This window comes from Nocardia amamiensis NBRC 102102, from assembly GCF_001612745.1.
Lineage (GTDB): Bacteria > Actinomycetota > Actinomycetes > Mycobacteriales > Mycobacteriaceae > Nocardia > Nocardia amamiensis.
Window position 1 is genome coordinate 1 of record NZ_BDBA01000093.1, and the last position, 26,958, is coordinate 26,958.

Here is a 26,958-nt window from a genome sequence, read left to right on the forward strand (position 1 = left end):
ACATATGGCGAATTCGGCCACCGGGTCACCGTGCTGGCCCGGCATCTGGTCGCGCTCGGTGTCGGGCCGGAGACCCTGGTGGGCTTGGCCATTCGGCACTCGTTCGACCTCCTGGTCGGCGTGTACGCGATCATCGAGGCGGGTGGCGCGTATCTGCCGATCGACCCCGGCGAACCGGCCGATCGCATCGCCGCCGTGCTCAGGGTCGCCGAACCGGCGGTCGTGCTCACCACCACCTGGGATGAGCCCGAGTTCGGCGCGGACGTCCCGACGCTGCGGATCGATCGGCTCGAGGATCTGCCCGCGCCGCCCGCTCCCGCGATCGCCCGGTCGGCCGACGACATCGCCTACGTGATGGTCACCTCCGACTCGACCGGACGGCCGGAGGGTGTGGCGGTGTCGCACCGGTCGATCGTGGCGAATCTGCGCTGGCGGCAGCGAATTTTCCGGCTACGGGCCGACGACGTGGTACTGCAGCGGACACCGTGCACCGCCGACGTGTCGGTGTGGGAGTTCTTCTGGCCGTTGTCGGTCGGCGCGAAGCTGGTCATCGCCGCGCCGGACGGGGAGCGCGACCCGGCATACCTGGCCCGGGTGATCCGCGAGAGCGGCGTCACCGTCACGCATTTCGCGCCGTCCGTGCTCGCGATGTTCCTCGCCGATCGGCACGCGGCGGCGCTGGACTCGTTGCGGATGGTCTTCGCCTCCGGCGCGGAGCTACCGGCCGCGACGGCGGCGGCCTTCCGCGACCTCAGCGGTGCGACTCTGTACCACCTGTACGGACCCACCGAAACCGCGATCGACGTGACCGCCCACGAGGTGACCGCCGCGGACGTCGCTCGAGTGCCCATCGGTGCCGCCGCCGACGACACCGAGCTGTTGGTGCTGGACGACCACCTGCGGCCGGTGGCACGCGGTGCGGTCGGCGAGCTCTACCTGTCCGGTGTGCAACTGGCCCGCGGTTACGTCACCAGCCCCGGGCTGACCGCCGAGCGATTCGTGGCCAACCCGGAAGGGCCGCCAGGGGAGCGGATGTACCGCACCGGCGAAAGGGTCCGGTGGAGCCACGACGGCGAGCTGCTCTATCCGGGTGCGGCCGCTGCGGTCACCTCGACGGACAGCACCCAGGTCAGCGCAGGCACGGGTGCGCCGGTCGGCGGGCGGATTCCAGCGCACCCGCTGTTCGACGCGACCGCGGCGGACGGCGTCGCCATCGCGGGCGAACAATTGGGTGCCGCTACGCCTCCGCTGTTCCGCTCCGGGCCGGAGCCGATCTCGCCCGCGCAGTGGCGGCTGTGGTTCCTCAATCGGATCGAGAGCCAGGACGGCGCCGACAGCGTCCACAACCTTCCGATCGTGCTCCGGCTGACCGGACGGCTGGATGTCAAAGCGCTGGAGCGCGCCGTGCTCGACGTGCTGGCCCGGCACGAGACGCTGCGCACCGTCTACGCCGAGACCGACAGCGGCCCTTACCCTTCCGTCCTTGACGCCGCCGACATCGGCCTGAGCTTGCACGCGGTGCCGATCAGCCGCGCCGCGGTGGACGATGCCGTGGCCGGAATCGTCCGCGCCGGATTCGATCTGACCACCGAGCTGCCGACGCGGGTGGCGCTGTTGGCGGTCGATCGAGGGGACGCGTCGCGTGGCGTCATCGGCGACGAATACGTGCTGGTCTTCGTCGTGCACCACATCGCGGCCGACGCCGAGTCGGTGGCTCCGCTGGTCACCGACCTGATCAAGGCCTATCTGGCCCGGCTGACCAGCAGACGACCGCAGTGGGACGCGCTACCGATGCGATACGCGGACTACCGCCGGTGGCACGCGGAGCTGCTCGGGTCCGAGAACATCCCGGGTGACCTGGCCTACGCGCAGTTGCGCTTCTGGCGCGATGTGCTCGACGACGCGCCCGCGCAGCTGCCGCTGCCGACCGATCGGCCGCGTCCCGCCGTGGCGTCGCAACGCGGCGCGGCAGTGGATTTCACGATTCCGCCCGAGGTGACCGCCGGTCTGCGTGCGCTGGCCCGGCGCGGCGGCGCCACGCTGTTCATGACGCTGCACGCCGCGTTCGCTGCCACGCTGGCGCGGCTGAGCGGCAGTGCCGATATCGTCATCGGCTCGCCGGTCGCCGGGCGTGCGGACCCTGCGCTCGACGCGCTCGTCGGTTTGTTCGACAACACCCTGGCACTGCGCACGCTGGTCCCCCCGGACGCTTCGTTCAGCGCGCTGCTCGCGGACGTGCGGGAGAGCGATTCGGCCGCGTTCGCCAACGCCGACCTGCCGTTCGCGCGCCTGGTGGACGCCATGCGGGTGGATCGGCTTTCTGCCGCGCACCCGTTGTTCCAGGTGATGTTCAGCTTCGAGGCCGCGGCGCCCGTGATCGTCGGCAGAGCGCTGGAGGTGCCGTGGCTGTCGGTACGACCGGTCGAGATGGCCGCCATGGGAGCGGAATTCGACTTGCACTTGGTGGTCGGCGAGAAGGCCGGATCGGCGGGGCTATCGGGAAGCCTCCGCTACGCGACCGATCTGTTCGACGCCGCGACGGCCGAGTCCTACGTGGCCCGATTCCGGAGATTGCTCGTCGCCGTGGCAGTCGACCCGGACGTGCGCATCGGAGACATCGAGCTGCTGTCGAACGCGGAGAGCGCGCGGATCCTGCACGAGTGGAATGCCACCGCGCACCCGATCGACGAATCCGACACGCTGGCGTCACTTTTCGCCGCCCAGGCCGCCCGGACGCCGGATGCGCCCGCGATCACCTTCGACCGGACGACGTTGGCCCACCCGTCGCCCGACCACCACCCCTCAACGAGTCGCTCCGCGACGCTGACGTATGCCGAATTCAGCGGGGTGGTGAACCGCCTGGCGAGGTATCTCATCGCCCAGGGGGTGGGGCCGGAATCGCTGGTGGCGTTGTGTATCCGGCATCCGTTCGACTTGGCGGTCGGCATATACGCGGTCATTGAAGCGGGTGGGGGTTACATTGTGCTGGACCCCGGCCAATCCGCCGAGCATATCCTCGCCATGGCGACGCCCGTGTTGGTGCTCACCGACGGGTCCGGCCTGAATTGCGGTGCCGCCGAGATACGGATCGATCGACTCGACCTGTCCGGTTATCCGGGCGGCCCACTCACCGATGCCGATCGGCGCGCGCCGTTGCGCCCGGCGAACACCGCATACGTGTTGTTCCCCTCGGGTTCCCCCGGCGTGGTGATGAGTCACGGCGCCATCGTGAACCGGCTGCGCTGGATGCAGTCGGCGTATGCGGCGCTGGGGCCGGGAGATGTGCTGCTGCAGAAGGCGCCCGGCACCGATGACGTATCGGTGCCGGAGTTCTTCTGGCCCTTGCAGGCCGGCGCCAGGATGGTGCTGGCGCGACCGGGCGGTCATCGGGACCCGGCCTATCTGGCCCGGCTCATCCGGAGCGAAGGCGTGACGGTCGCGCATTTCGTGCCGTCCACGCTCGCTGCGTTCGCTGCCCAGGCGGTCGAGGTCCCGTCGCTGCGGGAGGTGTTCTGCTCCGGTGAGGTGTTGCCCGGTGCGGTCGCGCAGCGAATGCGCGCGCTGACCGGCGCGGCGGTGCACAACGGCTACGGAGCGACCGAGGCGGCGGTACAGGTGACCTTCCACGAGGTCTCCGACGCCGACTTCGAGGCCGTGCCGATCGGCAGGCCGATCTGGAACACCAGGGCCTACGTGCTGGACGCACGGTTGCGGCCGGTGCCGGTCGGGGTGCCCGGCGAGCTGTACCTGGCGGGCGCCCAGCTGGCGCGCGGTTATCTGGGCCGCGCCGCACGAACCGGTGACCGGTTCGTCGCCGATCCCTTCGGTCCGGCGGGCGAGCGGATGTACCGCACCGGCGACCTGGCGGTGTGGACCGCCGCGGGGGAGCTGGAGCTCCTGGGCCGGACCGACGTCCAGGCCCAGATCCGTGGCCTGCGACTCGACCTCCGTGAGATCGAGTCGGCCCTGCTCGCGGTACCCGGCATCGGGCAGGCCGCCGTGCTGGTGCGCGACGATCGCGGCGCGGGTGAGCAACTGGTCGCCTACTTGGTGGCCACCGGGCCGGTCGAGACCGCCACCGTGCGGGACCACGTGGCCGAGCGGCTTCCCGGCTACCTGGTGCCGGAGGCTTTCGTCGTGCTGGATCGTTTCCCGGTGGACCCCTCCGGGAAGCTGGACCGCACGGCCCTGCCCGCGCCCGCCTTCGAACCACCGATGTTCCAGGCCGCGACTGGACTGGTGGAAACACTTGTTGCCCAGGCATTCACGGCTGTAGTCGAAGCGACCGAGGTCGGCGTCGACGACGATTTCTTCGCCCTGGGCGGCGACTCGTTCGGCGCGATCCAACTCGCCGCGCGGCTGAGCAAGGCCACCGGCGCCGAAGTGGCGGTGCGCACGATCTTCGACGCGCCAACGGTGCGCGCGCTGGCGCGGCGGATCACCGTCAACCGTCCGATCGAAGTCGCACTTGTCGCGCCGCACAGCGGCGGCAAGCCCGTCGCGTTGTCGCTGAGTGGGACCGGACCTGGGGCGCCGCAGAGCGACGGTGAGCCGGTGGTGTCATCGCCGGCTGAGACTGGATCCCTTGTCTCGCTCAGGGCTGAGAGCGGATCTGTGGAGTCGTTGAGCGAGCCTCAGGCGGTGGCGTTGTCGCCGGTTGGGACCGCGCCTGTTGCGTCGGCGCCGAGTGGGGGCGAGGGTGCGGCGCTGCCGAGCGAGGGTGACGCGGTGGCGTCAGCACCGGTCGAGACTGGATCCGTCGCGTCGCGGCCGGTGGAGACCGGGCGTGTGACTATGCCGAGCGAGGCTGAGCCGGTGGCGTCAGCGCCGGTAGAGAGCGCGCCCGTTGTGTCGGTGCCGACTCGGGGCGCGGGTGTGGTGCTGCCGAGTGAGGGTGAGCCCGTGGCGTTGTCGTCCGCTGGGACTGGAACCGTCGTGTCGCCGCCGGTCGGAAGCGGACGATTGCCGGTTGGGAGCGTGCCTGCTGTATCGCTGTCGACTGGGAGTTGGCGGGCGGTCTCGCCGTCGAGCGAGGCTGAGGGAACCGCGTTGTCCTCGGTGGGGGCTGGGCCGGTCGTGCTGCCGTCGACCGATGCCGGACCCGTGGTCTCGCTGCCGAGCGAAAGCGACGCCGCCGTGCTGCCGCCGCTCACGCCGCAGGAGCGCGGCGGGTCGACGCCGTTATCGATCACGCAGCAGCGCTTGTGGTTTCTGAATCGGTTCGATACCGCGAGCGGTGGATACAACATCCCGTTCGCGTTGCGTTTCACCGGGGCGCTCAATGTGTCCGCCCTGGAGGCGGCTGTCGCCGATGTGATCGCACGGCACGAGACGCTCCGTACGCTCTACCCCGAACATGACGGCGTGGCAACGCAAGTGGTGCTTCCCGCCGGGACGAAGCTGGTCGAGCTGGTCGCGCGGCCGGTGCGCGCGGCGCAGGTGTCCGAACTCGTCGGGGCGGCGACGCGAGCCGGTTTCGATGTGACCGCCGAGGTGCCGGTGCGTGTTCGGCTGTGGCGCGTCGAGGACGAAGCGGCTGCTGGCGCGCAGGTCCACGTCTTGCTGTTCGTCGTGCACCACATCGTGGCCGACGGCTGCTCTTTCGCCCCGCTGACCAGGGACTTGGCCAATGCTTATGTCGCGCGCTGCGCGAGCATCGCACCGGCGTGGGGACCGCTGCCCGTGCAGTACGCCGATTTCGCGATCTGGCAGCGCGCCGCGCTCGGTTCGGCCGATGCCCCCGCCTCCGTGCTGTCCGGACAGCTGGCCTACTGGACCGATCGCCTGGCCGGGCTGCCCGAGGTGGTGACCCTCCCGTCGGACCGGCCCCGCCCCGCGGTCGCCACCAACCGGGGCGGTGTGCTCACCGGACAGCTGGATGCCGCTCTGCACCAGCAGATCCGAGATTTCGCCGCCGCGCATGACCTGACCCCGTTCATGGTGCTGCACGCCGCGCTGGCCGTGTTGTCGAGCCGCTACGGCGCGGGTGCCGACGTGGTGATCGGCACACTGGTCGACGGACGCGGCGTGGAAGCCTTGGACGACCTGGTCGGTACGTTCGTGAACACGCTGGTGCTGCGCACCGAGGTCCGCCAGGACGCGACCCTGGCCGAGTTGCTCGCATCCGTGCGCGCGACGGACCTGGCCGCGTTCGACCATGCCGCGGTGCCGTTCGCGCAGGTGGTCGAGGCGGTGAACCCGGTTCGTTCGCAGGCGCACACGCCGCTGTACCAGGTCGCGCTGACGTTGCGGAACAAGCTCACGCCGGAGTTCCGGCTGCACCGCCTGGCCATCGCCGCTTACCCGGTCGGACCGGTGCCGATCCACCTCGACCTGGACTGGACGCTGACCGACCGCTGCACCGCCGATGGCGCGCCGGACGGCATCGACGTGCATCTGCGCTACGCGCTCGACCTGTTCGACGCACCGACCGTCGCCGGATTCCTCGCCGCGTTCGAACGTGTGCTGCGCGCCATGGTTCGCGACGCCCGCGTCCTGGTCGGCAAGGTCGAGCTGATGTCGCCGGCGGAACGCGGACTGCTGCTGTCGGACCGCAACGCCACCACGCACGCCCTGCCCGCCGAGACGCTGGACGACCTGCTCACCGCACGCGTGGCGGCCACGCCCGACGAGATCGGCGTGCGTTACGAGGATTCCGCGATTACCTATGCGGAGTTCGCCTCCCGAGTGAACCGGCTGGCCCGCGCACTCATCGGGTTGGGTGTCGGCCCGGAGATCATCGTCGGACTGGCCGCGTCGCGTTCGATTGACATGCTCATGGCGATGTACGCGATCGTTCGTGCGGGCGGGGCGTATCTGCCGATCGACCCCGAGCATCCCGCCGAGCACCTGGCGCGGGTCGTCGCGGGCGCCGCGCCGCGGCTGGTGCTGACGGCGGGCGGTGCGGCATTGCCCGGCCTGGACGGCGTGCCGGTGATCGACCTCGCCGATCTAGACCTGAGCGGCCTCGCCGAGGGGCCGGTGCGGGACGCGGAGCGGATCGCCGTCCCGCGCCCGGACAACACGGCCTACGTGCTGTTCGATGGCGCCACCGTGCTTCCGAAGGGCGTCGCGGTAACCCACCGCGCGATCCTGAACCAACTGCGCTGGTTCGAATTCCGCTACCAAGTCACCGCGTCCGACCGCATCCTCCAGCACGCTCCGCTGACCTCGGAGGTGTCGGTGTGGGAGTGCTTCCTACCCATCGCGGTCGGCGCACCGCTGGTGATCGCGCGGCCGAGTGGGCGCCTCGACCTCGGATACGTCGCGGGGCTGCTACGCGAACACGGCATCACCATCGCCGAGTACGCGCCGTCGATGCTGGCCGCGCTGATCGGTCAGGGGATGGGCGAGGCGTTGCACTCGCTCCGGCACTTGCGCTGCGGCGGTGAGACGCTCACCCCGGCTCTGCTCGCCGCGCTCCGCGGCAGCGTGAGCGGCTTGCTGCACAACGCCTATGGCATGCCCGAGACGGCGATTTCCGCGATCTGTCACGAGTTCACCGACGCGGACATCGAATCCAGCCGCAGCCCGGCGATCGGCCGCCCGTGCTGGAACACCAGGGTCTATGTGTTGGACGCTCGGTTACGTCCGGTGCCGGTCGGTGTCACCGGCGAGCTGTACCTCGCGGGCGGCCAGCTGGCGCGCGGCTATCACGCCCGCCCAGGGCTCACCGCGGAACGATTCGTCGCCGATCCGTTCGGCGTACCCGGCCGGTTGATGTACCGGACCGGCGATCTGGTGCGCTGGAACCGCGACGGCGCACTGGAATACCTGGGGCGCAGCGACTTTCGAATGGTGCGCGGCCACCGAATCGGACTCGGCGAGATCGAGGCCGCGGCCGCGGCCGCGGCCGCGACCGCGACCGCGACCGGAGTGACGAACGCCGCGGTGCTCCCGGCCGAGCGGTTCCGGCCGCCGCGGGAAGGGGCCGAGGCGGTGCTCGCCATGCTGGTCGCCGGGCTGGTAGGCGCGGCGCGGATCGGCGCGGACGACGACTTCTTCGCGTGCGGTGGCAATTCGCTGCTGGCAGTGCGGCTGGTGGCCCGGGTCAACGCGACGTTGGGCTGCGCGCTGACCGTCCGCGAGGTGTTCCAGGCGCCGACCGTGGCCCAGCTGGCGCGCCGGGTCGCGCCGTCGGCGGAGCCGGGTACACCGTTGTCGCCGCGTGAGCGGCCGACGCGAATTCCTCTGTCGCCTGGGCAGTTCCGGATGTGGCTGTTACACCGGCTGGATCCGGACTCGGGTGTCCACAATATTCCGGTCGCCATCCGCCTCACCGGCGCAATCGACTACCAGGCGCTGCGCGCCGCGCTGCGTGACGTGGTCGTCCGCCACGAAACGCTGCGCACCGTCTTTCCCGCCGATGCGGACGGCCCCGCTCAGGTGGTGCTGCCAGGACATGACGTGCCCGAGCCGACTCTGGATCCGATCGCGGTCACCGCACCGCACTTGGGCGAAGCGGTGCTGGCCGCCACCACTGACGGCTTCGACCTGTGCAACCAGGTTCCATTGCGGGCGAGCCTGTTGCGCATCGACCGAGACGATCACGTGCTGGTCGTCGTGATCCATCACATCGCCGCGGACAGCGCCTCCACCGCCCCGCTGGTACGCGACCTGATGACCGCCTACACCGCCCGACTGGCCGGAAAAACTCCACCGTGGCGGCCGCTGCCGGTGCAGTACGCGGACTTCACGCTCTGGCAGCGCGACGCGCTCGGCGCAGCGGACGACCCGTCATCGACGCTGTCGAACGACATCGCTTACTGGCGAGCCGAACTGGCCGGACTCCGCCCGGTGCTGGAGTTGCCCGCCGATCGTCCGCGACCGCCGGTGGCCTCCGGACGTGGCGCCACCATCGAGATCACGCTTCCAGCCGACCTGACCGGTTCGATCGCCGATCTTGCCCGCAGGCACAGTGTTCCGACGTTCATGGTGCTGCACGCTGCCTTCGCGACGCTGCTCGCGCGGCTGGCCGGGGTGGACGACGTCGCCATCGGCACCACCGTCGCAGGGCGCGGCGACAAAGCGCTGGACGATCTGGTCGGCATGTTCGACAACACCGTTGTGCTGCGCACTCCGGTCGCGACAGATGCGTCCTTCGCCGAGCTGCTCGCCCGGGTCCGCGAGATCGGCGTGCGCGCCTTCGCACATGCCGATCTGCCCTTCGCCAGGCTCGTCGAGGAGCTGAATCCCCCTCGTTCCCAGTCGCATTCGCTGGTCGTTCAGGCCATGCTGACTTTCCAGCACCATGATGAGCCGGCCCTGCGCCTACCCGAGCTCACGGTGTCGGCCTACCCGTTCCACAACCCCGTCGCACAATTCGATCTGGCCATAGAACTCGCCGAACACCAGGAGAACGCAGGCACCACGTTGCGTGGCGTGCTGCGGTACGCCACCGACCTGTTCGACCGCGCCACTGCCGAGGCGTTCGCGGCCCGCTTCACACGGGTCCTGCGGAGCGTGGTGTCCGATGAGTCGGTGCGCGTCGGCGACCTGGATCTGCTGGATGCGGCGGAACGCACGCTGGTGCTGGACCGGTGGAACGGCACCGCCGCGCCGGTCGATCCCACGGCCACCCTGATCTCGCTGTTCGAAGCACAGGTGGTCAGGACGCCGGACGCGCCCGCGGTCACGGTCGAGGGACGGACGCTCGCCCACCCGTCGCCCGACCACCACCCCTCAACGAGTCGCTACGCGACGCTTACGTATTCGGAGTTCGCCGCCCGGGCGCGGCGCCTGGCGCGCTGGCTGGTCGGAGCGGGCGTCGGCCCGGACGCGCCGGTCGCACTCGGCATGCGGCCCTCGCTGGACCTGGTGGTCGGGATCTACGCGATCACCCTCGCCGGTGGCGCGTACGTCCCGCTCGACCCCGCGCACTCGACCGAGCAATTGGAAGAACTGCTGCGGACGGTGCGGCCGGTATGCGTGCTCACCTCGGGTCTGGACCTGGATGCGGGCGAGGCGCGGCAGGTCCGGCTCGATCGGCTCGATCTGCGCGGATACTCCGCCGAGCCGTTGACCGCGCTGGACCGGCTCGGCGGGCCGCGACCGGCCCACACCGCGCATGTGATCTTCACCTCGGAATCGACCGGCCGCCCCGAGGGCATGGCGGTTTCGCACGCGGCGATCGTGAACCGTCTCACAGGAATGCAGTCGGCGTATCCGCTGACCGCCGACGACGTTGTGCTGCTCGGGTCCCCGGCCACGGCCGCTGCGTCTGTCTGGGAATTGCTCTGGCCCTTGGCATTTGGTGCGAAGCTGGTGGTCGCGCGGCCGGACGGGCACCGCGATCCCGCCGATCTGACCCGCGTGATCGTCGAGCAGCGCATCACCACGGTGCACTTCGCGCCACCACTGCTGGGGGCGTTTCTGGCTGACCCGCGCGCCGCGGAGTGCATTACGCTCCGCAACGTCTTCACGTCGGGGGAGGCGCTGCCCGCGCTTATCGCGCAGCGGGCGCGAGAAGTGATCGGAGCGCGGGTGCACATCCTGTACGGGCCGACCGGGGCCGCCATGGATGCCACCTGTCACGAGGTGACCGAGGACGACGTGGTGTCGGTGCCGATCGGTGCTCCGGTGTGCAACACACGGGTGTACGTGCTGGATTCGCGTCTGCATCCGGTGCCGGTCGGTGTCGCGGGTGAGTTGTATCTCGCGGGAGCGCAGTTGGCTCGCGGTTATGTCGCGCGTCCTGATCTGACCGCGGATCGTTTCGTGGCCGACCCGTTCGGTGCGCCGGGTGAGCGGATGTACCGCACCGGTGACCTGGTGACCTGGACGGCACGTGGTGAGCTGAACAGACTGGGCTGCACTACCTTTGGCGGTCTGCGCATCGAGCTGAACCAGATCGAGTCGGCACTCGTGGCACTGGATTCGATCGCTCAGGCGGCGGTGCTGGTCCATTCGGACGAGCAGGTGGGCGACCAACTGGTCGCGTATGTGATCCCGCGGGCGCCACGCAGGTTCGACACCGAGGACGTGCGCGCCGCGTTGAGTGCCGAGCTACCCGCGCACCTGGTGCCCGCGTCATTCGTCGTGCTCGATCGCCTGCCGGTCGGCAGTTCCGGCGAGCTCGACCGCAACGCGCTGCCCGCTCCGATGCCCGCGGCCTACCGTGCTCCGGCCACCCGCGCTGAGGCGACTATTGCGCGGATCGCGGCGCGGTCGCTCGGCGTCGAGCGGATCGGTGTCCACGACGATTTCTTCGCCCTCGGCGGCGATTCGCTGCTCGCGATCCAGGTTGCGGAACGGCTCGGCGCCGAGTTGGACGTCGAGATCCCCGCGCGAATGCTGTTCGAGGCGTCCACTGTGGCCGCGCTGGCCGCGCGAACCCAACGGCTCGTCGGCGGCAAGCCCGCGCTGGTACGGCGGCCGCGCCCCGCACGCGTTCCCCTTTCGCCGGCGCAGCAGCGGATGTGGTTCGGCAACCGGTTCGCTCCGCCCGGCGCCGCGCACAACCTCGCGGTGGTGGTGCGTCTCACCGGCTACCTCGACTCGGACACGCTCGCCGCCGCCGTCGGTGACGTGGTCGAGAGGCACGAGACGCTGCGCACCGTGTATCCCGACCTCGACGGCACCAGTTATCACCACATTCTCGAGCCCGCCCCGGTGCGGGAGATCCACTCGCTGGACACGACGGACGCGCTGCGCGAGTTCGTCGCGGGCCCGTTCGAGCTGACCGCGGACGCGCCGCTGCGCGTCGGCCTGATCACCCGCTCCGACCGCGACCATGTGCTCGCGCTGGTGGCCCACCACATCGCGGCCGACAGCTTCTCCATGGGCGTGCTCGTCCGCGACCTCGCTACCGCTTACGCGTCCCGCGCCACGCGCACCGCGCCGGTCTGGTCCGAACTCGATGTCCACTACGCCGACTATGCGCTGTGGCAGCACGAAGTGCTCGGCGCCGCGCACGACACGGATTCGATGGCCGCGCGCCAGCTGCGGTATTGGCGAGAAACACTGCGCGGATTGCCCGTACAACTCGGCCTTCCCACCGACCGCCCACGTCCCGCCATCGCCTCCCACGCCGCGGCGAGCGCGACGCTCGCACTACCGGACGACGTTCGCGACGCCATCGCGGCGGTGGCCACCCACTACGAGGCGACCCCGTTCATGGTGCTGCACGCCGCGCTGGCGACTTTGCTCGCGCGTTTGTCCGGCACGACCGACATCGCCATCGGCGCCGCTGTTCCGGGCCGGGACGACGCGGCGCTGGAGGATCTGGTCGGCCCGCTCGGCAACATCCTGGTGCTGCGCGCCGAGGTATCGGCCTCCGACACCTTCGCTGCGATCCTGCGCCGGGTGCGCGACCACGATCTGGATGCATTCGCCCACGCCGACGTGCCTTTCGAGCGCGTGGTCGAGGCGCTCGACGCGCCGCGCCCGCAGGCGCGGCATCCGCTGTTCCAGGTCGCGCTGCTGTTCCGGGATCTTGCGCCCGCCACCGCGGACATGGCCGGGGTCACCTTGTCGGAGTACGAATTCGACTACGCAACAACGTCTTTCGACTTACAGCTAGCACTCGTCGGCGGCGCGTTGCGCTGCACCTACGCCACCGACCTGTTCGACGCCCGCACTGTCGAGGCCTTTGGTGCCCGCTTCATCCGCCTGCTGGTCGCGGTGACCGCCGACCCGGACCAGGCGGTCGAAGACATCGATCTGTCCGGCGCGAGCGAGCCGCGCCCCAGCGAGCGAAAGGACTCCGCGTACACCGCTTCGTGACGAGAGGCTCACGCCGAGCCACCTGGATTCCCCCGAACCCTGACCCGACCAGGAAGAAGGAAAACCGAATGAACAACCCGTTCGACGACGACGACGCCAAGTTCTACGTCCTGATCAACGAGGAGGGCGAACACTCCCTATGGCCGGTCTTCGCCGCCGTCCCCGGCGGTTGGACCATCGCCTACGGCGCCGCCAACCGCAAGGCCTGTCTGCAATACGTCGAGAACCACTGGCTGGACATGCGTCCCAAGTCGCTCATCGACGCGATGTCCAACGAGGCGAACTGATTATCTGAATCCACGCGGGGCGCGCTGGTCGCACACCACTGTCGACCGGCGCGCCCGCCTCGGCTCACGCCTTGGCGCGGGAGTTGATCACCGCGTGGGCCTGTTGCCGCCAGTCCGTGACGGCCCTCGTCCGCAGGCCGCCCAGCGCCGCGTCGAACTGTTTGGCGCGCTTGGTGACGGTGAGCCCGACGTAGGTGCGCGAGTTGGTGATCGCGCCGGTCGCCACCGCGCAGGCTTCGTCGACGTCTCCCGAGGCCAGCAGCGCCGTGGCGTGCTCGAAGCGGACCAAGGCGGGTTCCATGGTCTCCGACGGGTCGTACAGCGCCATCGCGTGGGCCGCCGCGGCGGCGGTCTCGTCGGCCCGGCCGAGCCGGGAATATCCGATCGCCTGATAAAAGGCGAGTTTCTCGGGGCGGAAAGAGAAGATACCGACCGAGAGGTCTTCTGGACCGACATCGTCCAATGCCGCCGCCGATCGTGTGATACAGCGCGCGAATTCATCGGCATGACCGAGACTGGCGTGGGCGCGCGCCGCCATTCCCCACAACCATGCGACAGCCGGGCCGTACGACGGATTTTCTTGCAAACGACCGTCGAGTAACTGCAAAACTTCCTTTGGTTTATCGCTATAGGTCGGCAAATACGCGAGTCCGGCCAAGGCGATGTCTTCCGAATAGCGGTCGCCGATGTCCTGCGCGGCGTGGATCGCGGTGGCATACCACATGCGTGCCTGGCCGAAATGCCCTTCGTTGAACAGGATCTCGCCGACCACGTTCGCCAGCCTGCCCGCGGTGCGCACCAGCCGGACCTGCTGATGGGTGGGTTGCCGTTCGCCGAGACAGCCGCGGACCATGCGGAATTGCTCCAGGCCGGTATGCAGCAGCTCGTGCGGCGGCACCTGCACCACCCGCGTGCCGAGTACCTCGGCGGACTGCTCCAGGAACACCAGTCGCCGCTCGCTGATCGACCCGGCGTCGAGGGTCGCGAGCATCCGCTCCGGTTCGCTTGCCACCAGGTCCGCCGCCTGGCCTGCCAGGCCTGCGCCGATGCAGGCCAGCAGTTCTCGCCTTCTCACGTCGTCTTCCTCGACTTCCTTGTCGAGCCCGATTTCCCTACCGAGCTTGCTCTGCCTTTCGGGCGCCGGATCGGCGCTTTCGCGGTCGGAGGCCGACTCCCGCGGTGCTGTGATCGCGCGCTCGAATCGCGCGACGACGAGTGCATCGGCTTCTGACACGACCCTGTCGAGAAGACGCTGGCTAGCAGCGTGCATCCGGGTTGTCCGGCCGTTCTCCCACAGGACCACGGTGCGCGGGGTGACGCCCACCAGACGTGCGAATTCGTATCGGCTTCGCTTCATCGCCGTGCGAAGCGCGTGTACCGCTTCGCCCGTCCAGTCGACCTCCACCTTAGGTCTCGCTTCCTTGCTCCAGGACGATACAAACGGAAAGTACTCGCAATTACCGCATTAGGGACTGTTATCTACCGAATCGCAACGCGCACTGTTGAACTGCACCCGGCATCGGGGGTCACGCCCAAACCCTGTCGAGGGCGCCCGTTGCCCGGAACCCGGCGCACGGTCCCGACACGGCCCGATCCATCCGTGTCGAGCGCGGTTCCGGCGGCGCCTTCTCGGTGCCGGGTGCACGCACTTGTGGAGGTGAACGATGGACGTGTTGCACTCGGATGTCCGGGAATTGTGGCTGGTACAAAGCCGCGACTGCGCGCAGGAACCGCTCGGCCTGAGCTACGACCGCGCGCGATTCATCCGCGCCGTGCACGGCGGGCACGGCGCGAGCTGCCGCCAGTACCTAGCGGCCTCCGCATACTGTGTCCGGCAGGCCGCTGACCAGTGATCGGCCGTGGAACCGCTGCTGGCCATGCTCAGCGCATGCCTGCTGTTGGTGGCCGCGATCACCGCCGTCGGCTCCTGCTTGCCCCACAGCGGCGCGTCTGACGCCCACCGGCCACCCGACAAGCCGTTCACCATCGAACAAGCGCATCGAGTGATGCAGTGCCATCTGCCCTGCCGCGCGGACGCCTGCCCACGCAAACAAGCGGCGTTCCGCACCTTGGTCGCCTCCGGGCGCGTGGTGCCCGACAACCGGGCCGACGGGTACTCGCGCTGACCTGAACGCGAAGGTCGACGAAGGCGCTCCGGCCCACCATATTCGCGCGGATCCGTCCGCGGATTGCTCGGGGTTGTTGTGAGGGAATCCCGATCACGCCGAAGTCCTCGTATCTCCACGCGGGGTGGAGATACGAGGACTGCCGCGCTGCTGCGACGAGGCGATAGGCGGTAGCAGGCCGCCCGAGCGCCGCCATCGCCGCGCCCCTGTGCCGCCACTGCGACCGCATTTCCAGCGCCGAACGCGTCGACGCAATCATCATGACCTGCAACGGATCCGAGACTTCCGAGGCGGCAATTGATGACCAGTCCTCGCCCCACCGAGCCAGACGTCCACCTGAGCGTCTTCCTCCACGGCCTACGGTTCGACTACATCGCGTGCATCAGTGCCGCCGCCACCTTCATCCGGGAATGGCGCGAGAAGTACTTCGACGGCGCCGTCACGGTGGTTCCTGGCCGGCCAACCGGCCTGCGCCGCCTGCCGAACGAAAGGCTCTACCTGGACCGATGATTCACTCACCTGCGGCAGGGGGACCGGATTCCGGCGACGCGCCCCTGGCCGGTCCGCTGAATGACGAGGTGATCGGTCATCCAGCGAATTTTCGGCCGAACAGGATGGCCTGCATGAGGCGGATCACCCGCAGCTGTGCGCATGCCGGGTCGTGCGAGCCGAAGCGTTCACCCAGGTCGACGACCAGCGCCAGTGCGGCGTGCACCAGCAGGCGCGACTCGGCGGCCGACAGCTCGGGCCGCGCCGCGCCGAGCAGTTTGGCCCACTCTTCGACATTGAGCCGCTGGATATTGCGCAGCACAGTGCGCTCCTCCGGCGGCACGTTGCTGATCTCGGCGTAGTAGACGAAGGTCAGCTCCCGCTCGGCGAACGAACCGGCCACGTACAGTTCGGCCAGCGTGCTCAGCGCTTGCTCAGGTGTTTCGGCGGCAGCGACGGCGGGTCCGATGGCGGCCGACACCCGATCGGCCGCTCGGCGGAACGCGGCGGCCAGGATGTTGCCCTTGCCGCGGTAGAAGCGGTACACCGCGGAAGAGGTGGGCAGGCCCGCGGCGGTCGCGATGTCCTCCACGCTGACGTTCGGGTAGCCGCGTTGATGGAACAGCTCCACCGCGCGCGCGAGCAGCAGCTCGTGGGTGAATATCAACGGAATCTCTTTGGCGGTAAGGCTTTCGGTTGCGGCGCTGCCGGGCGGCAGCGTGCAATCGGCGATCGCGCAGCATGCCTCGGTCAGCCGCGCGGTCAAGGCGCGGACCGGAATCGCGACGTGGTGATCGCCGATGCTGCTGAGCACGCTCAGCAAGGCCGCCGCGAGCACGGCGCGGTCGGCCTTGCTCAGCGCGGGCCTGGTTTCGGCCAGCAATGACATGAGCGCGGCGTTCACGCTCGCGAGCTGTTCGGACAGGGTGGTCGCGTCGGCGTCCGCCAGATAGCGGCGCTGCCAGCGCAGTAGTGCCGCGCTGCGCCGATTGGCGATGGCGGCCGCGATCAGGGCGTCGAGTACCTGCTCGAGCCTGCGCTCGGCGGGTAGTCCGTCCGCGGTGTCCGGCAGCCGGGCCGCCGCTCGGCTGACCGCGCCCAGCCGTAGCACTTCCTCGCGGAACAGCGCGTACTTGCTCGGGTAGTGGCGATAGAGCGCGGCGGAGCTGATATCGAGCCGGGAGGCGATGTCCTCCATGCTGACGCCGTGATAGCCCAGCGCGCCGAACGCCTCCGCCGATGCCGCCGCGATCTGGGCGCGGCGATCGCGCGGCCGGCGGCGGATCTCTCGTGCCGGTTTCTCGCGCTCCGCAGCGCGGCGTTCCTCGGCACCCATTCCGCGATGGTAGCCCAACCGGTCACTTGGTTCAGTGATGTTTCCCCGCCTCGGGAAGGGCTGAATAGGAGGTCACAACTATTCCAGAAAACGACTGACAACGCCGCCGTAGTCATGAAACAAGTAGCGAACTGTTACTAACATAAGCAGGTGCTGGACCGGCTGCTGCCCGGGCAGTGGGAATCCTCCGCGCGGTTGACTCGAGCGCCCATCGGCGGGACGGCGCCTGCGGCCATCGCTACCGCGCGGGGCGGCCGAAGAGCACCAGCTGCATCAGTAGGCGAACCCGGTCCTGCGCGGCCAGTGGCTCGTTGCCGAAGGCGCGACCGAGATCGACGACCAGTGCGAAGGCCGCGTGGACGAGGATGCGCGCCTCGGCGGGGGTGAGTTCGGTGCGCACCTCGCGCAGCAGCCGGGCCCATTCCTCGACGCTGAGCCGCTGGATGTTGCGCAGCACGGTGCGTTCCTCGGCCGGAACATGCTGAAACTCGGTGTAATACACGAAGGTGAGTGCGCGCTCGGCGAACGAACCCGCGACGTACTGAGTGATCAATGCGGTAAGCGCGTCTTCGGAATCGCCTGCCGCCGCGACGGCGGGGCCGATGGCGCCGGAAACCCGTTCGGCGGCACGGCGGAACGCGGCGGCCAGGATGTCGCTTTTGCCGCGATAGAAGCGGTACACCGCCGACGCGGCCGAAAGTCCTGCGGCGGTGGCGATGTCCTCCACGCTGACGTTCGGGTACCCGCGCTCGTGGAACAGCTCGACCGCTTTACGCAGCAGCAGTTCGTGTTTGAACGAGTCCGGGATCTCCACCACCGCCACCGGTTCGACCGGGTGTTCCGCGGGCAGGTCCGCGTTCGCGATCGACAAGCACGCCGAACTCAGCAGGCGGGCAAGGGATTTCGCGGGAAGGGCGGCGTGATGGTCGGCGATGCTGGTGATCGTGCTGAGCAATGCGGTACGCAGCACGCGCAGGTCGTCGTCGGTCCGCTTCGGGCGCAGCGCGGCCAGCTGGCTGCCCATGGCGCCGAGGACCGTGGCCTGCTGCTCGCCCAGCGTGGTCTGGTCTTCGGGTTCGAGGTATCTGCCCTCCCAGCGCACCAGCGTGACGGTGGGGCGGTTCTCGATCGTGACGGCGATGAGCGCGTCGAGGACGTGCCGCAGCCGCTGCTCAGCCGGCCAGTCCGCCGCCTCCCCGGGCAGCTCGACCGATTCGGTCATCGCCCGGCCCACCCGCAGCAGTTCCTCCCGGAACAGCGCGTATTTGCTCGGATAGTGCCGATACAGGGCCGCCGAGCTGATCCCGAGCCCGGAGGCGATGTCGTCCATGCTCACGCCGTGGTAGCCGAGCGCGCCGAACGCGGCGGCCGACGCCGCCGCGATCTGGGCCCGCCGGTTCTTCGGCCTGCGCCGGATCTCCCGAGGTGCCGAGTCGCCGCTGCTCGCCTTCCGCGCCGTACGGCGATTGTCGACACTCATGACGAACATGGTAACGACCTGCTGCTATACGCAGGCTCGCCATGTCATGGGATACGGCGTCGGGGGATGAGCGCCCCCAGAAGCCGTACCTCTTTCCAGGGGGTGTGGAGCAGGCGACGAGGCGGGTGTCGTGCCGGTACTCCCGGGAGCCGACACCCGCCTCGCCTGGTGGTTGCGCACCACACACGTCTGACCACCCGATATTGCCCTGCCATGGGCTGCGGTGATCAAGCCGCCGATGTCCGGGTCGTGCCGCAGGGCATTGTCGACCAAGCGGGGCCCGCCATGCGCGGTCGCCCGTCAGTCGCGCGGTGCCGGGCGAACGCTCGCATACCAATCCAGCAGGTCGGGGTCGTCCACCGCGCTGCGTTCCACGACGCGGGCGGGGTCGGCGCCTTGGAACAGCTTCTTGATCGGGACCTCCAGCTTCTTGCCGGTGCGGGTGTGCGGGATGCCGGGGGCGAGGATGATCTCGTCGGGGACGTGGCGCGGGGAGACCTCGGTGCGGATGGTGTTGTTGATGCGGACTTTCAGTTCGTCGGTGAGGTCGGCGCCGGGCGCCAGGACCACGAACAGGGGCATCCAATAGCCGCCGTCGGGCTGTTCGGCGCCGATGACCAGGGCCTCGGCGATCTCCGGCAGCCGCTCGACGGACTGGTAGATGTCCGCGCTGCCCATCCGGATGCCGTGCCGGTTGAGCGTGGAGTCGGAACGTCCGTGCACGATCACGCTGTGGTGGTCGGTGATGGTGATCCAGTCGCCGTGCCGCCAGACGCCGGGGAACATGTCGAAATACGCGTCGTGATAACGCTTTCCGTCTTCGTCGCGCCAGAAGTGGACCGGCATCGACGGCATCGGCTCGGTGATGACGAGCTCGCCGACCCCGCCGCGCACCGGCTGCCCCGCCGGGTCGTACGCGTCCAGCGCGACACCGAGGTAAGGCGCCGAAAGCTCGCCCGGCCACACCGGAACGGTGCGCACGCCGCCGATGAACGCGGACACCACGTCGGTGCCGCCGCTGATCGAGGAGACCTGCACGTGGTCGCCGACGTTCTCACCCAGCCACAGCGCGGAGGAAGTGGGCAGGGCGGAGCCGGTGATGCCGACCGTGCGCAGCGTCGAGAGGTCGTGGTCGGTGCGCGGCACGGAGCCCGCCTTGATGCAGGCCAGCACATATCCCGGGCTGGTGCCGAGCACGGTGGCGCCGACTTCGGCGGCGATGCGCCACAGCGCGTCGGGGGTGGGATGGGTGGGGCTGCCGTCGTAGCAGACGATCGTCGCCCCGGCCAGCAGGCCCGCGATCTGGAAGTTCCACATCATCCAGCTCGGGCTGGTGTACCAGAAGAAGGTGTCCTCGGAGCCGATGTCCGATTGCAGGGCAACAGCTTTGAGGTGTTCCAGTAGCACGCCGCCGTGGCCGTGCACGATCCCCTTGGGCAGTCCGGTGGTGCCGGAGGAGAACACGATCCACAGCGGATGGTCGAAATCGACCGGTTCTGTGCTGATCACCGCGGGCACCGCGGCTGTGGTGGTGATCGCTTCGCTCCACGGCATCGTGTCCGGCACGCGAAGTCCGAGCCGGGGGATCGCGATCGTGCGCTTCAGCGAATGCAGCCCCGCACGCAGCTCGGCGATGTCGGCGCGCTTGTCGTGCGTCTTGCCGCCGAAACGGTAGCCGTCGGCGGTGACCAGCACGGTGGGTTCCAGTTGACCGAGCCGGTCCAGCGCCGCCTTCGGCGAGTAGTCCTGACCGCAGGCGCTCCAGATCGCGCCGATACTCGCGGTGGCCAGGAACGCGACCACCGCCTCCGGGATGTTCGGCAGATATCCCACCACCCGGTCGCCGGGCCGCACGCCGAGGGAGCGCAGCGTACGGGCGAAAGTGGCGGTGTGGTCGATCAATTCGGCCCAGGACACCTCGCGGATCGGGCTGTCCTCGCTGACCGCCTTGATCGCGGGCCGGTCGGTGCGCAACTGGCGGATCACCTGGTCCACGTAGTTGAGCCGGGTGCCGGGGAACCACCGCGCGCCCGGCATCTCGGCGTTCGCCAGCACCTCGCCCGCGATCTCGCCGAGCGCGAAGTAGTCCCACAGCGCGTGCCAGAAACCGGCGAGATCCGTGCTCGACCACTGCCATAGTTCGTGGTAGTCCGCCGCGCGCACCCCGGTGCGCTCGGCGACGAATCGCGCGAAGTCGGTGATCCTGGCAGCAGCGATGTCTTGTTCGGTCGGCACCCATTGTGGCTGCATGGCGGTCCTCCTCGCTGTGGAAACTCGGTGATCAGACGCGCTCGGCGCGTCGCACGATCTGCTCGGCATGCCGGAGTACGGGGGCATCGACCATCCTGCCCTCGAAGGCGAACACACCGCGGTGCTTCGGCGCCTCCGCGAGCAGCCGCCGGGCCCAGTCGGCGTCATCCTGCGACGGCGCGTAGGCCGCACGCAGTACCGGTACCTGGCTCGGGTGGATCGCGACCTTGGCGTCGAAGCCGACCGCGACCGCGTCCTCGGCTTCGGCGCGCAGTCCGTCCAGATCGCGAATATCCAGATAGACCGAGTCCAACGCCAATTTTCCGTGTGCTTTGGCCGCCAGCAGCGCGGTGGACCGGACCTGCCGGGCCACGTCGCGGTAGCCGCCGTCGGCGTGCCTGCTCGCGGTCCCGCCCAGCGCCGCAACCAGATCCTCGGCTCCCCACATGACGCCGATCGCGTTGCGCGCCGTCACCGCGGCGCCGACCGCGAGCGCGCCGAGCGGCGACTCGATCAGCGCGATCACTTCGTAGTCCGCCAGTGCCGTGATCTGGTCGGCTGATTCGCATTTCGGCAGCATGATCCGGCGATAGGCGGTGGCGGCCAGCGCCGTGAGATCGAGCGCGTGCTCCTCGGTGCCCGCCGCGTTGACGCGCACCACCGTGGTCTCGGGATCCAGCGGGGTGTCGATCAGCGCGGTCCGCGCCGCCGCCTTGTCGTGTGCGGCGACGCCGTCTTCCAAGTCGAGGATCACCACGTCGGCCGCCGCCGCGGCCTTCGCGTAGCGCTCCGGGCGATCGGCCGGGCAGAACAACCAGGCGGGGCCCGCCATCCGCCAGCTCATGCTGTACCCCTGTCGGCATGCGCGGGGCCCTGCGTGGTCACGCTCCGCGGCCACCTCGGGGCTTGACCACTCATGCCTGCGCTTCGCGGGGGTTCGGGGATGCGTCGCGCTGTGTCGATGATTCGCTCGCTCATGCCTGCGCCTCGCTGGCGCTCGGCTCCGGCACGAGCGAGGGCTCGGCTGTGTCTTTTGTTCGCTCGCTGCGCTCGCTCATGCCGACTCCGGGGCCTTGCGGACCAACGTCTTGCGGACCGCGGTGGCGACGATATCGCCGTGCTGGTTGCGTGCCGTGTGCGCGAAGGTCACGATGCCCTCGCCGGGGCGGCTCTTCGACTCGCGCTTGTCGGTGACCACGGTTTCGGCGTACATGGTGTCGCCGTGGAACAGCGGCTTGGGGAAGGCGATCTCCGAGAAGCCGAGATTGGCCACGATGGTGCCCTGGGTCAACTGCGCCACCGACAGCCCGACCAGGGTGGACAGCGTGAACATCGAGTTCACCAGCCGCTGGTTGAACGGGGGCAGCTGTTCGCTGAACGCCGCGTCCAGATGCAGCGCCTGGGTGTTCATGGTCAGCGTGGTGAACAGGACGTTGTCCGCCTCGGTGATGGTGCGGCCGGGCCGGTGCGCGTAGACAACCTCGGTGTCGAACTCCTCGAACCAGAGTCCGCGCTGCACCACCGCACGCCGGGTCACAGGCCCAGCTCCCGTCCGATCAGCATCAGCTGCACCTCCGTCGTGCCTTCGCCGATTTCCAGGATCTTGCTGTCCCGATAGTGCCTGGCGACCGGGTACTCGTTCATGAAGCCGTAGCCGCCGAAGATCTGTGTCGCGTCCCGGGCATTGTCCATGGCGGCTTCGCTGGCCACCAGTTTCGCGATGGACGCCTGCTTCTTGAACGGCTTGCCCGCCAGCATCAGCGCCGCCGCGTCGTAGTAGGCGGTGCGTGCGGCGTGCGCCCGCGCTTCCATCCTGGCGATCTTGAATGCGATGGCCTGGTTGCGGCCGATCACCTGCCCGAACGCCTCGCGCTCCTTGGCGTAGCGCACGCTCTCGTCCACACAACCCTGCGCAGCTCCGACAGACAGCGCCGCGATGGCGATCCGGCCCTCATCGAGGGTGCGCAGGAAGTTCGCGTAGCCGCGACCGCGTTCGCCGAGCAGGTTCTCCTCGGGCACCCGCACGTCGGTGAAGCTGAGCGGATGAGTGTCGGAGGCGTTCCAGCCGACCTTGTTGTACGCGGGCTCGGCGACGAAACCAGGGGTGTCGGTGGGCACCAGGATGGTGGAGATCTCCTTCTTGCCGCCGGTTTGTCCCGTCACGGCGGTCACCGTGACCAGCACGGTGATGTCGGTGCCGGAATTGGTGATGAATTGCTTGCTGCCGTTGATGATCCACTCGCCGCCGTCGGCGACCGCAGTGGTCCTGGTGCCGCCCGCGTCGCTGCCAGCGCCCGGTTCGGTGAGGCCGAACGCGGCGAGATTCCGGCCGCTGGTCAGCTGGGGCAGCCATTCCTGCTTCTGCTTGTCGCTGCCGAATCGGTAGATCGGCATCGCGCCGAGTGAGACGGCCGCCTCCAGCGTGATGGCCACGCTCTGGTCGACCTTGCCCAGTTCCTCGAGCGCGAGGCACAGCGCGAAGTAGTCGCCGCCCATGCCGCCGTATTCCTCGGGGAACGGCAGGCCGAACAGGCCCATCTCGGCCATCCCGGCGACCACCTCGTACGGGAAGGTGTGGTTCGCGTCGTGCTCGGCCGCCACCGGCGCCACTACCGACCGCGCGAAATCGCGCACGGTCAGCGCGAGATCGCGGTATTCCTCCGGCAGCGTGCCGGTGGACAGGAAGTCGGTCATGTCGGGATTCCTTCTCGTTCAGCGTGTTCCGGTTCGGCTCGCGCGGCGGCGACGCGCGCGAGCACCTGGTCGAGACGCACTTGCGCCCCGGGCTCGACCAGCAGTTCGACGGTCCCGGCGACCGGCGCGGTGAGGGAGTGCTCCATCTTCATCGCCTCCACGATCACCACCGGGTCGCCCGCGGCGACGGCCGTGCCGGAAGCGACCGGCACCGCGATCACCGATCCCGGCATGGGACTGCGGATCTCGGCGTCGCCGACGTGTTCGTCGTCGCCACGCACGTTGACCTCGGCGACCTCGCGCAGCGCCGCGATGCCGGACGGGAAGGGTAAGCGGGCCGTGGACGCTACCCACAGCAGGCCGTCTTGCTCGGCAACCCGATAGGTGCCCCGAAGGCCGTCCTTGGTCAGGGTGAGCACACCGGCGCATGCATCGCCGCGGCCGGTGAATGTCGCGGTGAGCGAGGCTGTTTCGCCGTCGCCGACGCGGACCACACCCTCGGCGGGCGTGCCGGAGAGGTAGACGTGCTCGATCCGATCGCCGCCCGCGAGCCGGATCGGCGTCGGCGCGTCGGCCCCGATCCGCCACCCGGACGGGATCGCCCACGGATCGCCCGGCGTCGTCGGCCAGCGGCGCAGCCAGTGGCAGACCGCGGCGGCGATGAACTCGTCGTCGCCGACAGCGGCGGGATGGAAGTCGGCCACTCGCCGGTCCAGCAAATCGGTGTCGAGCCGCCCCTCGGCGACATCCGGGTCGGCCAGCAGGAAGCGCAGGAACTCGATATTGCTGGTCACACCGAGCAGCACGGTCGCGGCCAGCGCCCGGTCGAGTTTCGCGAGCGCGGCGGTTCGATCACCGGCGTGCGCGATGACCTTCGACAGCATCGGGTCGTAGTCGCTGCCCACGTGTGTGCCGATCCGCAGCCCCGAATCGACTCGCACCCCATGGCCTTCCGGCTCGTCGAGGTCGAGCACCGTGCCGCCGGTAGGCAGGAACCCGCGCCCCGGGTCCTCGGCGTACACCCGGGCCTCGATGGCGTGGCCGACCATGCGGATGTCGTCCTGCGCCACCGCGAGCTTCTGGCCGGCCGCGACCCGGACCTGGCATTCCACCAGGTCGACGCCGGTGACCAGCTCGGTCACCGGATGCTCCACCTGCAGCCGGGTGTTCATCTCCATGAAGAAGAACTCGTCGGGCCGGTCGGCGGAGACGATGAACTCCACGGTGCCCGCGCCCACGTAGTCCACGCTGCGGGCGGTGTTGCAGGCGGCGGCGCCGATCCTGGCCCTGGTCGCCGCGTCGAGCAGCGGGGATGGCGCCTCCTCGATCACCTTCTGGTGGCGGCGTTGCAGGCTGCATTCACGCTCGCCCAGGTGCAGCACGTTGCCGAACTGGTCGGCGAGGATCTGCACTTCGATGTGCCGGGGCCGGGTGACGAACCGCTCCAGGAACAGGGTGTCGTCGCCGAACGCGGCGGCGGCCTCGCGGCGCGCGCTACGCAGGGCCTCCGGGAGGCGTTCCGGATCGTCCACCCGGCGCATGCCTTTGCCTCCGCCGCCCGCGGACGGCTTGACCAGCACCGGATATCCGACCTCGGCGGCCGCGGCGATCAGCTCGTCGTCGGTGAGGCCGGGCGAAGCGATGCCGGGCACGACCGGGACGCCGAACGCGGCCACGGTGTTCTTCGCGGCGATCTTGTCGCCCATCACCTCGATCGCACGCGCGGGCGGGCCGAGGAAGACGATGCCCGCCGCGGCCAGCGCGGCGGCGAAAGCGGCGTTCTCCGAAAGGAATCCGTAGCCGGGATGAACGGCCTGCGCGCCGGTGCGCACGGCGGCGGCCACCACGGCGTCGATGGACAGGTAGCTCTCGCGCGCCGGAGCCGGGCCGAGTCGTACCGCCGTGTCGGCCTCGTGGACGTGCCTGGCGTCCGCGTCGGCGTCGCTGTAGACGGCGATGGAGCGAATTCCCATGGCGCGCAAGGTGCGGATCACCCGCACGGCGATCTCGCCTCGGTTGGCGACGAGCACGGTGTCGAAGTCGACGGGAACGGATTTGTTCAGCATCGCCATCACATCCGGAAGACGCCGTAGGAGACGGGTTCGAGCGGGGCCTGCGCGCACACCGAAAGGGCGAGGCCGAGCACGGTTCTGGTGTCGGCGGGATCGATGACGCCGTCGTCCCACAGGCGCGCGGTCGAGTAGTAGGGGTTGCCCTGGCTCTCGTACTGGTCCCGGATCGGGGCTTTGAAGGCTTCTTCGTCCTCCGCCGACCACGGCTGCCCGCTGCCGTCGAGCTGGTCGCCGCGTACGGTGGCCAGCACGGACGCGGCCTGCTCGCCGCCCATCACGGAGATCCGCGCGTTCGGCCACATCCACAGGAAGCGCGGTGAATACGCACGTCCGCACATGGAATAGTTGCCCGCGCCGTAGGAGCCGCCGATCACGACGGTGAGCTTCGGCACCCGTGCGCAGGCCACCGCGGTGACCATCTTCGCGCCGTGCTTGGCGATGCCGCCCGCCTCGTAGTCGCGGCCGACCATGAAGCCGGTGATGTTCTGCAGGAACAGCAGCGGGATGCTGCGCTTGTCGCACAATTCGATGAAATGCGCGCCCTTCATGGCGGATTCGCTGAACAGCACGCCGTTGTTGGCGACGATGCCCACCGGATGGCCGTGGATGCGCGCGAACCCGGTGACCAGGGTCTTGCCGTATTCCGCCTTGAACTCGTGGAACCCGCTCTCGCCGTCGCCCGCTCCATCGACCAAGCGGTGGATGACTTCGCGTACGTCGTAGGGCGTGCGCAGATCGACCGGTACCACGTCGTAGAGCTCCGATTCCGGCGCGGCGGGCGCGATGGGCGGCCGAACCTCCCACGGGGTGGCGGTGCGTGGTCCGACTGTGCCCACGATGCGGCGCACGATGCGCAGCGCGTCCTGGTCGTCCTCGGCCAGGTGGTCGGTGACGCCCGATGTGCGCGAGTGCAGTTCGCCGCCGCCGAGGTCCTCGGCTGTCACCACCTCGCCGGTCGCGGCCTTCACCAGCGGCGGCCCGCCGAGGAAGATGGTGCCTTGGTTGCGCACGATCACGGCCTCGTCGCTCATCGCCGGCACGTACGCGCCACCGGCCGTGCAGGAGCCGAGCACCGCGGCGATCTGCGGAATTCCCTTGGCGCTCATGGTCGCCTGGTTGTAGAAGATGCGCCCGAAATGCTCCCGGTCCGGGAACACCTCGTCCTGCCGCGGCAGATACGCGCCGCCGGAGTCGACGAGGTACAGGCACGGCAATTGGTTCTGCAACGCGATCTCCTGCGCGCGCAGATGCTTCTTCACCGTCATGGGGTAGTAGGTGCCGCCCTTGACGGTGGCGTCGTTGGCCACGATCACGCATTCGCGCCCGGACACCCGGCCGATCCCGGTAATGATCCCGGCGCCGGGAGACTCGTCGCCGTACATCCCGATGGCGGCCAGCGGGGACAGCTCGAGAAACGGGCTGCCCGGATCGACCAGCTGGTCCACCCGCTGCCGTGGCAGCAGCTTGCCCCGCGCCATGTGTCGGTCGCGCGCCTTCGCGG

Annotated in this window: 14 protein-coding genes; 5 read left to right on the forward strand and 9 right to left on the reverse strand. The window is 69.3% G+C overall.

What is annotated here, in order from left to right; all coding sequences use genetic code 11:
- Positions 1-12,723, forward strand: a 12,723-nt coding sequence (locus NA4_RS18515; protein WP_157129119.1) for a non-ribosomal peptide synthetase, incomplete at its 5' end; no start/stop codon positions are given.
- A gap of 68 nt (positions 12,724-12,791) precedes the next feature.
- Complete coding sequence (locus tag NA4_RS18520) at positions 12,792-13,010, forward strand: MbtH family protein (protein ID WP_067471145.1); 219 nt, start codon at positions 12,792-12,794, stop codon at positions 13,008-13,010.
- A gap of 64 nt (positions 13,011-13,074) precedes the next feature.
- On the opposite strand, the gene NA4_RS18525 is transcribed toward NA4_RS18520, so the two are convergent.
- On the reverse strand, positions 13,075-14,415 hold the full coding sequence (locus NA4_RS18525) for an NsdA family TPR-like regulatory protein (RefSeq protein WP_067471147.1): 1,341 nt from the start codon (positions 14,413-14,415) through the stop codon (positions 13,075-13,077).
- A gap of 259 nt (positions 14,416-14,674) precedes the next feature.
- Between NA4_RS18525 and NA4_RS18530 the strand changes: the two genes are divergently transcribed.
- The 3 genes from NA4_RS18530 (at position 14,675) to NA4_RS18540 (ending at position 15,646) form a co-directional block, all read left to right on the forward strand.
- Positions 14,675-14,863 carry a hypothetical protein gene (locus NA4_RS18530; protein WP_067471149.1) on the forward strand — a complete coding sequence of 63 codons (189 nt, stop codon included), beginning with the start codon at positions 14,675-14,677 and terminating at the stop codon, positions 14,861-14,863.
- 6 nt (positions 14,864-14,869) lie between these two features.
- Entirely contained in the window at positions 14,870-15,136 is a 267-nt protein-coding gene (locus tag NA4_RS18535; RefSeq protein ID WP_067471151.1) for a hypothetical protein, read from the forward strand.
- A 300-nt stretch (positions 15,137-15,436) separates the two neighbouring features.
- Positions 15,437-15,646 (forward strand): hypothetical protein, encoded by a 210-nt coding sequence (locus NA4_RS18540; protein WP_067471153.1) that lies wholly within the window; start codon positions 15,437-15,439, stop codon positions 15,644-15,646.
- Between the two features lie 76 nt (positions 15,647-15,722).
- Here the strand turns inward: NA4_RS18540 and NA4_RS18545 are convergent, their stop codons facing one another.
- The 8 genes from NA4_RS18545 to NA4_RS18580 all read right to left on the reverse strand — a co-directional run.
- The gene (locus NA4_RS18545; protein WP_067471155.1) at positions 15,723-16,961 is read right to left on the reverse strand and encodes a TetR/AcrR family transcriptional regulator; all 1,239 of its coding nucleotides are present in this window, start codon (positions 16,959-16,961) and stop codon (positions 15,723-15,725) included.
- A gap of 238 nt (positions 16,962-17,199) precedes the next feature.
- On the reverse strand, positions 17,200-18,441 hold the full coding sequence (locus NA4_RS18550) for a TetR/AcrR family transcriptional regulator (protein WP_067471165.1): 1,242 nt from the start codon (positions 18,439-18,441) through the stop codon (positions 17,200-17,202).
- Between the two features lie 300 nt (positions 18,442-18,741).
- Positions 18,742-20,691, reverse strand: a complete 1,950-nt coding sequence (locus NA4_RS18555; RefSeq protein WP_067471157.1) for an acetoacetate--CoA ligase — start codon at positions 20,689-20,691, stop codon at positions 18,742-18,744.
- Between the two features lie 31 nt (positions 20,692-20,722).
- Positions 20,723-21,535 carry an HpcH/HpaI aldolase/citrate lyase family protein gene (locus NA4_RS18560; protein ID WP_067471159.1) on the reverse strand — a complete coding sequence of 271 codons (813 nt, stop codon included), beginning with the start codon at positions 21,533-21,535 and terminating at the stop codon, positions 20,723-20,725.
- Positions 21,536-21,745: 210 nt separating this feature from the next.
- Positions 21,746-22,228 carry a MaoC family dehydratase gene (locus NA4_RS18565; protein WP_067471161.1) on the reverse strand — a complete coding sequence of 161 codons (483 nt, stop codon included), beginning with the start codon at positions 22,226-22,228 and terminating at the stop codon, positions 21,746-21,748.
- Positions 22,225-23,385 (reverse strand): acyl-CoA dehydrogenase family protein, encoded by a 1,161-nt coding sequence (locus tag NA4_RS18570; protein WP_067471163.1) that lies wholly within the window; start codon positions 23,383-23,385, stop codon positions 22,225-22,227. Before NA4_RS18570 ends, NA4_RS18565 begins: the two co-directional genes overlap by 4 nt.
- The gene (locus tag NA4_RS18575; RefSeq protein WP_067471166.1) at positions 23,382-25,451 is read right to left on the reverse strand and encodes an ATP-binding protein; all 2,070 of its coding nucleotides are present in this window, start codon (positions 25,449-25,451) and stop codon (positions 23,382-23,384) included. The genes NA4_RS18570 and NA4_RS18575 overlap by 4 nt, the downstream gene beginning before the upstream one ends.
- A 5-nt stretch (positions 25,452-25,456) precedes the next feature.
- A partial coding sequence (locus NA4_RS18580; protein WP_067471169.1) for a carboxyl transferase domain-containing protein occupies positions 25,457-26,958 on the reverse strand: 1,502 nt, incomplete at its 5' end.